Origin of the sequence: Arcobacter rhizosphaerae (assembly GCF_049472155.1) — a bacterium.
GTDB lineage: Bacteria > Campylobacterota > Campylobacteria > Campylobacterales > Arcobacteraceae > Arcobacter_B.
Genome location: NZ_JBMOVW010000010.1, coordinates 21,374 through 36,069, shown reverse-complemented (window position 1 = coordinate 36,069; position 14,696 = coordinate 21,374). Strand labels below are relative to the sequence as shown.

Genomic DNA, 14,696 nt, shown 5'->3' with positions numbered 1-14,696 from the left:
AATAACGCTAAATGACTTTTTTTAAAAATCCTTTATAATCAAACATATTAGCTGAAAAAGCAAAAAAATTAAAAAAGGATTTACTATGAAATTTATAGATTTAAAAGGTGATTTTAACCCAACTAAAAAACAAGAGATATTAGATACTTTTAACAAAATGTTAGAAGAACAATTAAAAGGAAAAATAGAACCTAATAAGTTCTTTAGTATATTTTTTGAAGGTTCAAATACAGTTAACACGTTACATTTGTATGTAAAAGATTTTAAAGAATCTCCAATAGTAGGGAAAACTTATGTATTCCCACTAAATGATAGAATTAAATGGTTTACAGCTAAAAAAGAAGATGGTAAAAGAAGAACTATCGAATTAATTTTAGAACCATGTATTCAAGGTTCACCATCACAAGCATTTAATCTATTAGATATTAATAATCTAAAGAATCATTTAGAGTTAATTAAAAGGAGTTAATAATGGAAAAAAATTTTAAAAAAGCAGAAGTAATGGGTTGTGAATATACATATCATAATAATCAATCAGAGATTAAATTTATTGAATTTAATGAAGACGGATATATTATAATACATAAAGTAATTTTAACTAACAAAATATCAAAAGAAAAATTAATGTCTTTAGTTGGAAAAATAGCATTACTAACAGATGTAAAAAAGATAAAAGTAAAAGGTTTATATGAACATCATTATGAAGCTAATTTAGATTTAAATTCAATAACTTAAAATCTGTATAACCATAACATCAAAATATCAATAAGAGAAGCCTAAAAAACTTCTCTTTCTACTTAAAACTAAATAAAAAATAACAAATTTCAAAATTTCTCAAAAAAAACATATACATAATTTGACAAAACTTTTAAAATTAAATTAAACTTAAAAAACAAAAAAATTTTTTTCTAATTATAATGAATTATACAAGACTTGAAAAAGTCAAAATTAATACAAAGGATTAATTATGAATAAAACAGTTAAAGCAATAAAAGAAGAGTTTGAAGAAGAATATCAATATTTATTAGAAGAGTTTAAATTAGAAGAATCACAAGATGAAGAATTTCTAAAAAAATTACTAGAAGAAGAAGTTAAATATAATGAATGTGTTCAAGAAATAGTTGGTGGTACTAATTATTCATTAGAAGAATTGCAAGAATTATTGAAAGAACTTCAAGAAAAATATTTACCAAGTATTCTTTATTATACAGGAATAGAACGTGATATAGAAGATGAAATATCAGACCTTAAAGATTTTACAGATAGAGGGAATCAATTTTATATAGGAGATTTTTATAGTGATATAATCAGGTATCAAGGTGAATTTAGATTTTTATATGACTTTATTTCAGATGGTCTTGTTCATGAAGACCTAAATCGTGCTTATAATTTTGAAAGTCATAGTGAAAGAGATATTTTTTATAGAATTGAAAATACGTATTTATTATCTGATTACGTTACAAAATCTGAAATAAGAAAGATAATAGAAGAACTTGAAGATGAATATAAATTAACATCAGACGAAGAATCAATATTAGAAGATATAGATGAAGAAGTAGACTATGAAGAATTAAAATCTTCATCTATAATCAAAAGATATATTATTGATAATCACACAACATCAACAGAAGAAGAGTATTAATTTACTCTCTTCACCTAACAAATAAAACCTACAAAATCACAACTTTCAAAAAATATTAAAAATAATAAAATTAAATTTTTTTTTCGATTATACTCTAAGAACAAGGCTTGAAAAAGTCAAAATTAAAATAAAAAAGGATTACTATGAGTAATAGAATAGAATTAGAACACTTACTAGAGCAATGGTTATATTTCGATGAAGAGATAAGTAAACATTATAATATTGATGTTTATTATGAATCACATCTTCCTGATTGGAAATATGAATCAAGATTATTTGGTGATGTATCAGAATATATTGAAAAAGAAACAACATCAGAAATTTATAAATATACAGATGAAGTAAATGATTTAGTACTTGAGAAAGAAGGAATATTATTAGAACTGAATAATTTATATATTCGTAGAGAAGAAATTTTACTATCTATACTTGATGATGAATATAAAGATGAAAAACTAACTAAAGATAAAGATGAAATTATTAATGATATGTTAGAGTTAAATACATCTACTTATAGTGAAAGAAATAATTTAATTCACCACATTCAAGAATATTATGTTGAAGAAGAAACATATGAAGAACTTTATAGTATTGTTGAAAAATTCATTATAGAAATCAAAGAAGAACTAGATGATGAATATATTATAGAAGACTATGGTGATTTAGATTATCAAGTTGTAACTAGTTTAGAATTATTTGATATAGAAGATTATGAAACAATATCAAAATCAATTATCAAAGACTATATTATAAATAACCATGCAAAACCAAAAGAAGAAGAGGATTAAATCCCTCTCTTCATTATTCTACTTCTAATCCTAAATCATCTTTATTATCGTATATTAATTTTGCCCAATCATATAATTTCCTTGCCGTACTACTCGCATATGTTTTATGTTGACTTTCATCAATTAAATCAGGAATTATATCCTTAAAGTTACGAGCTTTTATATTTGGTTCAGTACAAAGTTTTGAAAATGAATAGTTAATTTTATGAGCTTTAAGAGCATTTCTATATATTATTAATCTATCATTTTTAGCTTCATTACCTAAAGATGTTAATCTAACTTTATGATTCTTATAAGTAATTAATCCAAGTGCTTTTAAATCATATAAAAATTTATTTTGCTCTTTTGTAAATTGCTGTTCATCAGATAAGTTATCAAAAAACTCTAAAACTCTATTAGGTTTTTCTTGAGGAGTAAAAGTATTTTCATTTCTAGTTTTTCTTAATAGTTCAGGATTAATATTTCCTATTGATAATTCAACATAATTAAGCCAATTTAGAAATAGTTGAGCATAATCAGAAAGTGTTTTTTGACTATAACTACTTCCTGTGTTTACTTTATCTGTTATTATTTCAACCAATTCACTTAAGTCAATTTGTTTATCTTTAATTTTTAATAACTCCATATAAAAAGTATGTTTTTCAAGTTTATTTTTCATAAATGCTTTAAAGTTTTCTTCTGATAAATCAAAGTTTTCATCCTTTAATTTATATTTTTCACTATCATATTCAATAATATTAAAACCTCTTAATTCTCTTAGTTGATTTTCAAGAGTACTTTTTGAATTATTTGTTAAGAGTGAAATCTCATCTAAAGTCATTTCTTTTTGAGAATCAAAATATGATAAAACCTCATATGCAGAATTAGGTTGTGTTCTAATGATATATGTTTCACCAACTTTTGGTACATTATCTGTAACAAGATAGTCTCTAAAAATATCCCAATAGATATTATATTTTGCTCCTGTTTTTATAATTAAATTTTTATTTGTTAAACTTGTAATTACATCTTGAGAAACTAATTCATTAACTTCTGTTGTATCAAACATATTACTTTCATAAGCTCTTTGTGCAATAATTCTTAAAGCTCTAATTTCATCTTCATTACATTGTTCTAAGTCCTTTGTAAATAAAGATTCTACATTTAAGTCTTGAGAAAATAAATCTACCAATGAAATCCCATCACTTACTTGTTTATAAATATGTACACATAATTTTTTAACTAGCCAAGGAAAACCTTGAGAATTATCAATAATTCTATTAATAAATTGAATATCTAACTTCTCATTAATGTCTGTTTCTAGTTGTTCAATAATTTTTTTACATTCATTAGTTGTAAATTCTGACATTGTAATAGATACAGAATGTTCTCGTGATTGTGATAGTAATCTTGATACTTCTTTTTCATCAGCAGAAATAAAAGTTTCATTTTTCCAAGAAAAGCCTAATACAATATTAGATTGCTCCATATTCACATCAGTTAATAATTTGAAAAAGCTTTGTAAAATACTTTCTTTTCTAAATATATCTTCAAATTGGTCAAAAATTAATATAAGTAGTTTATTATTATCTTCAAGATACTTTTTAAGTTCTTCAATACCTTGAGAATTCATAATATCAAAATAAGATGGTATTTGAATATTAGAAAGATTTTCAGGAATAAACTTTTCATTAGAAGCTTTATTTAACATTGTTGTAAATGCAAGAGATATAAAACTCTGTGAATTTGCACTTCTTGAATCTACAACATATCCATAATATTTGTTTTTATAATGTTTATTTCGCAGTTTTCCTCGTAAAGCAACTAAAAGAGAACTTTTCCCCCAACCTGATTTTCCATCAATATAAAAAACTCTATGTTCTGTTTTCTTATCAATAATATCTTTAAGTACATCCATTATTTTTTTTGTAAATTTATCTCTACCAACAAAATATTCTAAAGATGCAGGTTTATAGTCATACCAACTTTCACTTTCCTTAACCTCTGCAATACTTTCTATTTCAATTGGATTATTTTTTAATGTAGATTCTGTTTTTGAGTCTAGTTGATAGTGGTCTAATTGTTTAGTTTCTTTTATATGTTTTTGAACAACTTCAATTGTATTTGGATTTGTAATACTTTCTAATGTCTTTGCATTAATTACTGAAAAATATTTAGGTAGAGTGGTGTTAGAGAAGAAAGGTATATAATAAAATCCATCATATGAAAAGAATAGTATTACCTTTGTTATTTGGAAATTTTCACTATTAAAAGAATATTTTTTAATTTGATTTGATTCAACTAGTAGTTCAATAACTTTTTTACCATTCCAAAATGAAAGGTTATTATACTTATTACCATTTTTCCACTTATCTATTGTTCCTTGTACTTGATGACCAAAGTCTTTAGAATAAATAAAAATACCCTTACTATATTCATTATCTAATACTTTAAAATTGAAGAGATTAAGTTCTGCACTACTTATTGATTCTTTAGCTTTACATTCAATAAGTATTTGTTCATTTGTATTTATATCTTTATGCGAACATACTAAATCAAATTCTTGACCTGTAATATTCATATTTTTTGCATCAATATTAAACCTTTGATTAACAAATATATTTCCTACCAAATCTTCAAAGTAATTTCCCTTTTTACTATTATTTTCTTCACTAAAAATTATTGCTATTTCTTCAATCATAAAATATCCTAAAAATTATATATTAAGCAAATATAGTATCTAAAAATAACATAAAATACAAAATTATATTCACTAGAAGACTAAATCAAAAAACCCTTTATAATCAATCTAAATAATATTAAGGATATAGAAATGAATAGATTTGATGAAGTGACTATATGGGTTAGAGATTTAAGTAATATGAATAGACCTGATTTTGAATTAACATTACCAACATCAGAAGATTTAAATTATGAATTTGATTATCTAATAGCAGATGTAGAAGATGATAATAATGTCTTTTATACATTTGGGCTATATGAATATCAATCATTAACTAAACTAAATGAAATTGCAGAAGCATTAACAGAAGTAGAAGATATTACTTTAGTGTTAGCAATTCATGAAGCTCATAGTTTAGATATTAATGAGATACTAGATTTAAACCTAGAAGATTACTATATATATGGTAATTACGATTTGAAAGAATATGCAATAGAATATGTAGAAGAAAATTATTCTGATTTAGATAGCTTCATTCTTAACTGTATAGATTATGAAAAGATGGCTAGAGAATTTAGTCATGATAGTAATTTAAATGAAACTTCTCATGGTTTACTTATAGGATAGAAAAATCTTCTATCCAAAATTGCAAAAAATCTATACTTCAAATACAGTAAATGCAGTAAAAACAGTAAATAAAGTAAAAATCTCAAAAAAATCTTACAAATTTCAAAATTTTTTTTATTAAGAAAAAGCCCATAATATCCCTAAAAATAGAACTTACAGTAAAAAATTTAAAAAAATTACAAAAAAAATAAAAAAAATAAAAAAAAATTCTTTTATAAATAAAGTAACAAAAGTTTGAAACACAGCTTTTAAAAAATTAAATTAAAAAAGGATTTTCCATGGGAAATAAAGACTTAAACTTAAACACAAAAACAGAGAACAAAGATAGTAAATTAAAAGCTAATGAAACAACAGTAATAGATAATGAGGTATTAAAACTTGACGAAGACGCTGTATTCTTAAATACAGACTTAACATGTACAGTAAGTGGTTTTTCATACGGTTCAGTATGGGATGATGATAAAGGTGAGTATGTTGAAGATAGAAGTTCATTCCAAATCCAATCAATTGTATGGGATGAAGAATTAGGTAGATTTGACAGAAGAACTATAAAAATCAAAAAGAAAATGGAAGAAGATGAACTTGAAAAATTACGTGGAAGAACATTTTTCTTTAAAGATGTTAATGTTTACCCAAATAAAAAAACAAGAACTAATGCGTATGGTACTGATAATTTAGGTGAAGAATTAAAAGATATTAAAGAACCTACATTTATAGTTAACTCTCATGCAAAAGTTATTTTATCTCACTTATATACTCCACAAAAAACAGTAGATAAAAAAAGAGGTATGACTGTAAAAAAAGTAAAAGTTGATACAAAAGATACAATGGTTCAAGCAATCATTCAACATGGTACAAGAGTTGATTTAAAAAATATTAAAATCAAAAATACGAATGTTTCTGACATAGAACATTTAAAAGGTCAAGAAGTAATTATTGAGAACATCGAAGTATTTAAACCATCTAACGGTGCTACTTCATATTCAACAGAAACTTTACCTAAAAAGTCTTAAGAGGTTAACCCCTCTTATAGGTTATTAGCATGAAAACTTTAAGAATCCATTTAACAAGCGAGGAGCTAGAGCAACTAGAAAACATCTTACCTTATACATCTTTCAATACATTAGAAGAGTTTATCTACGACTCTTTAAATGACCTCCCAAAATATTCTAACTTTCATGAAGCTAATAACCTTTTATTAATTCAAAAAAAGGAAAATCATGAAAACGAATCAATCAAATAAAAAATATACAAAAAAGAAAATTTCAATTCAATTATATGTATATCAAGATGAATATACAGAGCTTCAAAAACTTAATAAAGAAGATATGCCAATGACTATGTTTGTTAAGAAGCAAGTATCTAAAGCAACAAACATAAAATTCAAATAAAAAAAATTTAAAAAAGGATTTCACATGATTTATTTATTCAAATTTATAGATTTTATAATCGCATTATATAACCAATTAGACTTTATACAAATTACATTAATTTTATTTATGGGAGCATTTTTAATTTTATCAATTTACTCTTTAATATTAATTTTCAAAGAATCAATTATTGATGTTAAAAAAGAAGTTGAAAAAAGAGTTGATGAAAGAATGAGAGGTGAAATATGAGAAATTTATTAAAACTATCATTAATCACTTCAATGTTATTAACATCTAATTTATTTGCATTAACAGACGCAGAACAAGATATAAGAATAGAGCAAAACACAGATGATATTAATGAAGATTTAAAACCTCGTATGGATTCTGTCGAAAGACTTGCAAGTGATGCTTTTGCAACTGCTACAAATGCAAGAATAAAAGCAGATAATAACACAAGTGATATTACAACACTTAAAACAAGAATGACTAATGTAGAAGATAATTATGTAAAACAAGATATGTTTTTTAATGAAATGACATATGTTTTTAATGATATTAATCAAAATAAAGATGATATTTCTATTGAAAAAGATAGAAATGATAACCAACAAATACAGATAGATAATAATACGTCTAAGAACACTTCTCAAGATATATCTATTAATCAAAATATATCTGATATTTCTATTGAAAGAGATAGAAATAATGTACAAGATACACAAATTTCAGACAATAGAAATTCAATTAATATTAATACATCAAATATTTCATCAAATAGAAGTTTAGCTCAAGATAATCATTCAAGACTAAATCAAAAAGATGTAGTTGATAATAGACAAGATGCAGATATAGCAGAACTTAAAAAAGATGTAGAAGAAATCAAGAACCAAGGTTTAGAAAACTTCTTAAGTAAAGTAGATGAAGAAATGGATAAAAAAGCATCGGTGTTAGGTGCATTAAATGCAAATCATGACTTTACAAATGGCGATACATCAGTTTCACTTAATACTACATCATTTAATGGTAAAGAAGCTTTTGGGGCAAGTATAGCAGTTAGAAAAGAGAATTTGATTTTTAGTTTATCAGGTGCAACAGACTTTAAAGGGAATAAAGCACTTCAAGGAAAAGTTCAAATGAGTTTTTAAAATTGCAAAAAATCAATAGAAAAAATTGCAAAAAACAAAAAGTGAGGGTGAAAATCCCTCAAAGGTAAAAATTAAATTTTTAAAAAAGACCATATTTTCGTAAACCTTTGAAATTTGTACTTTATATACAGTAAAAAAAGTAAAATCTTTTATAATCTTAAATATAGCTGAAAGGCAAAAAATTAAAAGGATTATATTATGAATGCAATTATCAAAATGGTATGTATTTGGTCAATGACAATGGGGTTATATTTAACTCAACAAATTTTACAAATCATCTAAAGGAAAATAATGTTTGACAAGTTAATCACAATATTTATAGTTATCTTAGCTCTATTAGTATTTTATTATGAGCCACCAAAACCACCAAAAACTAAGAGTGTAAAAGCTTCAGTTGCGAAGATGGTATTTCAAAATAAAAAAGATGCTGTAAAAGAAAAAATTAAAGTTATAAAAGAATCAGAGAAATACCAATCTACTAAAGAAGTAGTAACTCAAACCATAGCAAAATGGAAAAGAGGTTTTAATGGTATGAAGCAACGTAGGAAAGAGAGAAAAGAACTCGAAGAATTACAAGAAAGGATGAAATATGCAAGATAAAATGAAAAAAATTTTTCAATATTTATTAATAGTGTATGTAGTATTTGGACTTACTCAAGCAACAAATAAATATCACGTAGCAAATCTTTTATATAAAGAAGATGCAAAGATATTAACAGAGTTTAATAGATGGTCTAAGGTAGAAGAAAATCAAGATGAAATCAATAAGATTTTAAAAGGTGAAGAAGAGACTAAAAAAGATTCTTCAACTCCTAAATTTGTAACATCAAATACTAAAGATAAAGAACATAGAACATCAGATAATAAATATTCATATTCAGAGGTAAGAAAATATCATGAAGATGTAAAAGGTTTCAATAAAATAAATTCTTTTATCTTTAATATGAATACTATAAACTTCACAATTGTTTTATATCTAGTGTTCAAGTTTTTTAGAAGAAGAAGGTTTTAATTATGAAGTCTGAAAAAAAATTTGAATACGACTATTTCGATAGAGAGGGTAACTTAGATAAATCTTCTCTAAATAATTGGAGAATAGGATATTTTGTCTTATCTTCAATTTTAGTTTTTATAGCCTATACATATGTATTTGCTTTTATAGTTATAGGTCAAAACCCATTCGTTGATTTTGCTTCTACATTTGAAAATTTAAAAATTATGGCTATTTTTATAGCTTCTACTGAATTTAAAATACATCAAATAATTTATTTATCACTATCATTAATTCTTTCATATTTTATTTTTCAATTACATTTTAAAGATATGCAAACTAAGGCTTCACATCAAAAGAAGCTACATCAGTTAGGATTAGGTCAATATTACTTAGAAAAAATTGATAAATCTAAAGATTGGTATTATTATAAATTATCGCCAAATGGTACGATAGCTTATGATAGGTTCTTATCTAGTGCTAATAACTTTAAACAATTATTCAATGTTCCAAATGTAAAAATAGAACGTGATGGTGAAGATAAGGTTATAGTTAAGTTTCAACAAAAAACACCATCTTTAAGTGCCTTGTATAAAGGTAGCGTTTTAACTATGGATGAAATGGATGAACTTGTTACAGATGGAGCATCACCAAAAGATTTTGAAATAGTATCAGATTGTGAAAGAACAGATTTTTCATCGGAGTTTGGTGAAAATAAATCAATTCTTGGTACTCAAGATATTAAAGGTAAACCTTTATTCGCCCCATTCGCAAAAACAGTAGGTGTTTTATATGGAATGTGTTTAGTTGCAGGTGGTATTGGTAGTGGTAAATCTTTTCTAGGTGTTAATTGGGTTAAAACATGGTTCTTACCTGAAAACTATAAAAATCTAGGTCATGTATATATAATAAATTTAAAGCAAGGTTCAAAGGATTGGAGATTTTTAGACGGTATTAATAAAGTAACTTTTGTTGATATAGAAGATGGTATAGATGCAGTATTAAATACATTAAAAAAAGCTTATATCTTATCTACTGCTAAATCTAAAGATAATACAAACTGTGGTGTTGAAACAACAGAACATTCTCAAGATATAGTAGTTATTGATGAAATTCATGTCTTAATGATGATGATAAAAGATAATACTTTGCCTAAGCCAATTAGAGCTAAAGCTGAAAAATGTGTATATTTTATTGATAAGTTATCTACTCAATCAAGAAGTTCAAATCTTTTTATAATCGGTATCTTACAAAAAGCTACATTAGACATGATTCCTAATGTATTTAGGTCTATGGTTACATTCTTCTTATTATTAAGAGCAGATAAAATAACTGCAAATATTTTAATAGATTCAGAAACTCAATTAGAATTTGGTGTAGATTCTTCAACTTTAACATCAGGTCAATTCTTGATGTATGATAAAGATAAAAGAATATTAAAATCAGGGTTTGCAGTTGAAGCTGTTAAAGAATTTAATATAGATGAAATTAATAATTATGAAGAAACAGAAGCTTTAAAAGAAGCTAGAAAAAGAATAGAAAAACTAACTGAACTTACAAAAATAGTAATTAGGTTAGAAATGGAAGAAGCTGAAAAAGAAGCTGAAAGTGATGATTATAAAGATGAAATTAATAGCTTTGATAATTTAGATAAAAAGAAAGAAAATCTTTGGATTAAAGCAGAAGAAGTTTATAAAGCTCAATTAGAATCAAAAGGTGATGATACTAAAGAAGAATCTAAAAGTGAAGAATTAAATCTTGATAAGAAACCATCTAACTTAAAAAATAAGAAGAGAAGAAAAGTTAGTCATGCTAAAAAACGTACTTTATCAGAAGAAGAAATCAAAAAGTACGAAGATAAAAAAGAAGCTATGAAGAAAAGACTTTTAACTAGAAATAAAGAGAAGTTAGAAGAAGAATCACAAAAAGAAGTAGATTTAGAAGAAAGCACTATTGAAGATATTGAAAAAAAAGCAAAAGAAGCTCTTGATGAATCTACACTACAACAAGTTGAACAAGAAGTAAAAGAAAAGTTAAATAAAGAAAATATTCAATATTCAGAAGATTTAACATTTTAAAAACTAAAAATCACCAATATTATTATAATGAAAACAAAGGGGTTAATAGCCCCTTAATTAAATTAAAAAAGGATTCACATGGAAGTAGAAAAATATTCAAAAAGTATAGACCAATTAGTTGAAAATGTTATATCGAAACATAGGATTCAAAATACCATAGAACAAATAAATTCATTTGGTTTTGATTTTGAAGATATGTTTGTTAAAAAAGATTATCTAATAAAAGATGAAGAAATTGTTACAGAAGTTGAAATTAGATATTTAAAAGATTACTTTTTAGATATTGTAAAGTCAAAATATAAAGTTGATAATATTCAATATACTTACAATAACTATCAAATTGAGATAGAAGAAGTAAGTAGTGAAGATTCTTCAATATCATTAAATTCTAAGATTAAAAAACTTCAAGCTCAAGCAGAAGAATGGAAAGATTTATTTAAAAAAGATGAATATGATAATGAACATGAAGATGTAAATTTTAATCTATCAAATAACTATCTTAGACATGAAGAAGAAATAGAACAATTAGAACAACTTGAAAATAAAAGACTTTCAAAAATAGCTAAAGAAATTGAAGTAACTATTAATGAACAGTTAGTATTTCTTAAAAAAGAAACACTTGATTTAGAACGTGAGTTAGAAGAAAAGATAAAAGAGTTTTTAGAAACTAAACAAATTAAAAAAGGTTTCTTTAATAAAGTATCAGATTTTTTTAAAAATGCTCAAGTTGAAAGAACTAAAAGTCGTGTAGTTTCAGAGTATATGTTAAACATAGATAATCATGTTGACAATTTAAAATTAGAAAAGATAAATCAAAATAAGAGAATCGAAAAACATAATGATTTAATCAAAGTTGCAGCCAAGCAGTATGATAATGCTCCATTCTACAAATTACCTCAAATATTCATGGAAATTAGAATATTAAAAAACAAAGGTAAACTTCTTAAAAAAGAAGTAAGAATTAATAGAGAAAAAATAGATGCACAGATTACTTATTTTAGAAAAAAATATAATGTAATAGAAGAAGAAATTAGACTATTAATTGATGAAAAGTATGAAGAGATTTTACTTAATCAATATATAGATAATGGTGCGGATGAAATGTATGTAAGTGAAAGAGAATTAGAACATTATACAATTCAAGACTATCTTAAAATTGCAAAAAAATACAATATCGACTAAGGAAAAAGGGTAAAAATACCCTCTTAGTCAATCAAAAACCCCTTATTTTTAAATTTATACTTTATTTACAGTAAAAAAAGTACAAATAATAAACTTTCCTAAAAAACTTATTATAATCTTAAATATAGCTTAAAAGCAAAAAACCAAAAAAGGATTATAAAAATGAAAAAGCTAACTTTAAAAATAGAGTCAAGTTTAAAATCAAATTACGAAGAAGTTTACATTGAAATATACAACCCAAATGATATTGATATGTCAAATGAATATAACTATGAAGATAGTAATGATGAAACGGTTTATTTTGAAAAGAATAACAACATAAGAAAAGCACAAAGAAAAGCTTTCCTAAATCAATAAAAGGAATATTATGGATTTTTTAATAGTATTATTAATAGTAGGAATACTAGCAATTATCATAGTAGATAAAGAGACAAAAATAAAAGAGTTAGAAGAAGAAAATAATTTACAAATAGAATATATAGAAGAGCTTAATGAATCAATAAATTTTCAACGTTCTCATATAGATTCTGCAATATGTTATATAGATACAATCGAAGATGAAAATGAAAAAGAAAAATTTGCAAAATATCTATTAGATAATGAACATTTTTTAGAAATAACTAATGGACTAATTGACTTTGTACAAGATAAAAAAGAAAGAGAATTATATATTAAAAAGCATAATCAGATTATGGAAAGATTAGAGGATATGTCATGGAGATAATTAACGAATACTTCAATTACTTCTTTAGTCTGCCTAAGTGGATTCAATATACAATTTTAGGTGTACTTATTTGGATAAATAAAGGTAGTATATTTAAAGCAGTAGTTGAAACAATTACATGGATTATTTGGAAGTTATTAGGTAAGACTTTTAGAGTTCCAAGTAAAGTAAAAAATTTTTTCATAAAAAAGCCTTTTGAGTTCAAAACTTTAAAAGGTCACAATAACAATAACAGTAAAGAAATTCTAAATTATATGAACAGTTTACTAGATGAAGAATTTTTAATAAAAAACTTAGAACTTAAAATAGATGAACAATTTCAAGAACTAAGATTTAATTATCTATTTTTATTTTTAAATGATGAAAAAGTCTACAAATTCATAAAACCACTTAATAAAAAATGGTTTGAATCAGAAGAAATCATAATCACAATAGAAAAAATATAGAAGAGACTTAAAAAATCTCTTTTATATCCTCATAAAACGCAAATAAACACCCAAATTCAATTAATAAAGTGTAATTCGAATCTTTATGTATATAATATATTAAAAGGCACATAAGGAGCAAATATGAAAGCAATTAAAGAATTATGGTATTACACAACATTACCATTTATAAAAATCAAAGATTGGTATATCAAAAATGATGTAGAAGATAACACAATTGAGTTCAAACATTATCATATAAAATATACTAAATTAGACAACTTAATCAAATGGTTTACAGATAATCAAGAAGACTATGTAAATGCAATAAAAGGTGTAATATTTCTATATAAACAAACAAAGTCAAAATATTTGGCAAGGTTTCTTAATGAGACTATTTGGGATATTGAAAAAAATACTAATGTAAAAATGTAAAAAATCACTAAACTCTTCTAATATATTCAATTATCAACAATATCTTATGCATTAATCAATGTTCAAAAAAACCCATATTTTCGTAAACCTATTAAATTTGTACTTTAAATAAAGTATAAATAAATTTTATTCTCAACAAAATCATTATAATAACTTAAAGTTAACTTAAAGGATAGTTTATGATTAGAAAAAATGGTCTTTTTCAATACTTCTTAATTTTCCTAGGATGTATAGGGTTTCTTATAGCATCAGATAATGATAAAAACTTCTTAAAATTTATTCTAAGTCAAGATTGGAATTACATAGGAAATATAATCATGGATAAATGGGAATATCTAAAAAGTATAGAAATGACAACAGAAGTTAATAATGTAAATTTTGGAAGTCCAATATCAATATTTAATTTCGCAGTATTCTTTTTAGCAGTATTCAAAGGTGTAATAACATTACCCGCAGTTATATTCTATTTGTTAGCAAAGTTTTCAAGAACAGAAGGTGGAATCTTAACAAGACTAAGACTTACTTTCGATGGTCTAATAGCTATGAAAATATTGGGACTTTTATTAATATTTGTTGTTCCAACATTAAGTAGTTATGTGAACTCATTATTAATATAAAAAATAA

At 24.3% G+C, this 14,696-nt stretch carries 20 protein-coding genes; 19 read left to right on the top strand and 1 reads right to left on the bottom strand.

Annotated features, from left to right (window positions below):
* Nucleotides 1-85 precede the first annotated feature (85 nt).
* From ACH5BH_RS13035 to ACH5BH_RS13020, 4 genes are all read left to right on the top strand, one after another.
* Complete coding sequence (locus tag ACH5BH_RS13035) at nt 86-469, top strand: hypothetical protein (protein WP_423298664.1); 384 nt, start codon at nt 86-88, stop codon at nt 467-469.
* Nucleotides 470-471: 2 nt separating this feature from the next.
* The gene (locus ACH5BH_RS13030; protein WP_423298663.1) at nt 472-735 is read left to right on the top strand and encodes a hypothetical protein; all 264 of its coding nucleotides are present in this window, start codon (nt 472-474) and stop codon (nt 733-735) included.
* 232 nt (nt 736-967) lie between these two features.
* Nucleotides 968-1,642 (top strand): hypothetical protein, encoded by a 675-nt coding sequence (locus ACH5BH_RS13025; RefSeq protein WP_423298662.1) that lies wholly within the window; start codon nt 968-970, stop codon nt 1,640-1,642.
* Between the two features lie 143 nt (nt 1,643-1,785).
* Nucleotides 1,786-2,430 carry a hypothetical protein gene (locus tag ACH5BH_RS13020; RefSeq protein ID WP_423298661.1) on the top strand — a complete coding sequence of 215 codons (645 nt, stop codon included), beginning with the start codon at nt 1,786-1,788 and terminating at the stop codon, nt 2,428-2,430.
* 13 nt (nt 2,431-2,443) lie between these two features.
* Here ACH5BH_RS13020 and ACH5BH_RS13015 read toward each other — a convergent pair whose 3' ends face one another.
* Nucleotides 2,444-5,110, bottom strand: coding sequence for an nSTAND1 domain-containing NTPase (locus ACH5BH_RS13015; RefSeq protein WP_423298660.1), 2,667 nt, complete (start codon nt 5,108-5,110; stop codon nt 2,444-2,446).
* A 132-nt stretch (nt 5,111-5,242) separates the two neighbouring features.
* Between ACH5BH_RS13015 and ACH5BH_RS13010 the strand changes: the two genes are divergently transcribed.
* The 15 genes from ACH5BH_RS13010 (at nt 5,243) to ACH5BH_RS12940 (ending at nt 14,689) form a co-directional block, all read left to right on the top strand.
* A complete protein-coding gene (locus ACH5BH_RS13010) occupies nt 5,243-5,719 on the top strand; it encodes an antirestriction protein ArdA (RefSeq protein WP_423298659.1) in 477 nt (158 codons plus the stop codon).
* Between the two features lie 278 nt (nt 5,720-5,997).
* Complete coding sequence (locus ACH5BH_RS13005) at nt 5,998-6,732, top strand: hypothetical protein (protein ID WP_423298658.1); 735 nt, start codon at nt 5,998-6,000, stop codon at nt 6,730-6,732.
* Nucleotides 6,733-6,761: 29 nt separating this feature from the next.
* Nucleotides 6,762-6,962, top strand: a complete 201-nt coding sequence (locus tag ACH5BH_RS13000) for a hypothetical protein (RefSeq protein ID WP_423298657.1) — start codon at nt 6,762-6,764, stop codon at nt 6,960-6,962.
* Entirely contained in the window at nt 6,940-7,110 is a 171-nt protein-coding gene (locus ACH5BH_RS12995) for a hypothetical protein (protein ID WP_423298656.1), read from the top strand. Before ACH5BH_RS13000 ends, ACH5BH_RS12995 begins: the two co-directional genes overlap by 23 nt.
* Nucleotides 7,111-7,134: 24 nt before the next feature.
* Nucleotides 7,135-7,338, top strand: a complete 204-nt coding sequence (locus tag ACH5BH_RS12990) for a hypothetical protein (protein ID WP_423298655.1) — start codon at nt 7,135-7,137, stop codon at nt 7,336-7,338.
* A complete protein-coding gene (locus ACH5BH_RS12985) occupies nt 7,335-8,237 on the top strand; it encodes a hypothetical protein (protein WP_423298654.1) in 903 nt (300 codons plus the stop codon). Before ACH5BH_RS12990 ends, ACH5BH_RS12985 begins: the two co-directional genes overlap by 4 nt.
* Nucleotides 8,238-8,528: 291 nt before the next feature.
* On the top strand, nt 8,529-8,837 hold the full coding sequence (locus tag ACH5BH_RS12980) for a hypothetical protein (RefSeq protein ID WP_423298653.1): 309 nt from the start codon (nt 8,529-8,531) through the stop codon (nt 8,835-8,837).
* The gene (locus ACH5BH_RS12975; RefSeq protein WP_423298652.1) at nt 8,827-9,249 is read left to right on the top strand and encodes a hypothetical protein; all 423 of its coding nucleotides are present in this window, start codon (nt 8,827-8,829) and stop codon (nt 9,247-9,249) included. The genes ACH5BH_RS12980 and ACH5BH_RS12975 overlap by 11 nt, the downstream gene beginning before the upstream one ends.
* Before the next feature lie 2 nt (nt 9,250-9,251).
* The gene (locus ACH5BH_RS12970) at nt 9,252-11,306 is read left to right on the top strand and encodes a hypothetical protein (protein ID WP_423298651.1); all 2,055 of its coding nucleotides are present in this window, start codon (nt 9,252-9,254) and stop codon (nt 11,304-11,306) included.
* 78 nt (nt 11,307-11,384) lie between these two features.
* A complete protein-coding gene (locus ACH5BH_RS12965) occupies nt 11,385-12,488 on the top strand; it encodes a hypothetical protein (RefSeq protein WP_423298650.1) in 1,104 nt (367 codons plus the stop codon).
* A gap of 162 nt (nt 12,489-12,650) precedes the next feature.
* Entirely contained in the window at nt 12,651-12,845 is a 195-nt protein-coding gene (locus ACH5BH_RS12960) for a hypothetical protein (protein ID WP_423298649.1), read from the top strand.
* Nucleotides 12,846-12,855: 10 nt separating this feature from the next.
* Nucleotides 12,856-13,212, top strand: a complete 357-nt coding sequence (locus ACH5BH_RS12955; protein WP_423298648.1) for a hypothetical protein — start codon at nt 12,856-12,858, stop codon at nt 13,210-13,212.
* A complete protein-coding gene (locus ACH5BH_RS12950; protein ID WP_423298647.1) occupies nt 13,203-13,658 on the top strand; it encodes a hypothetical protein in 456 nt (151 codons plus the stop codon). The genes ACH5BH_RS12955 and ACH5BH_RS12950 overlap by 10 nt, the downstream gene beginning before the upstream one ends.
* Before the next feature lie 123 nt (nt 13,659-13,781).
* Nucleotides 13,782-14,072 (top strand): hypothetical protein, encoded by a 291-nt coding sequence (locus tag ACH5BH_RS12945; RefSeq protein ID WP_423298646.1) that lies wholly within the window; start codon nt 13,782-13,784, stop codon nt 14,070-14,072.
* 179 nt (nt 14,073-14,251) lie between these two features.
* Nucleotides 14,252-14,689, top strand: a complete 438-nt coding sequence (locus ACH5BH_RS12940; protein ID WP_423298645.1) for a hypothetical protein — start codon at nt 14,252-14,254, stop codon at nt 14,687-14,689.
* Nucleotides 14,690-14,696: the final 7 nt, after the last annotated feature.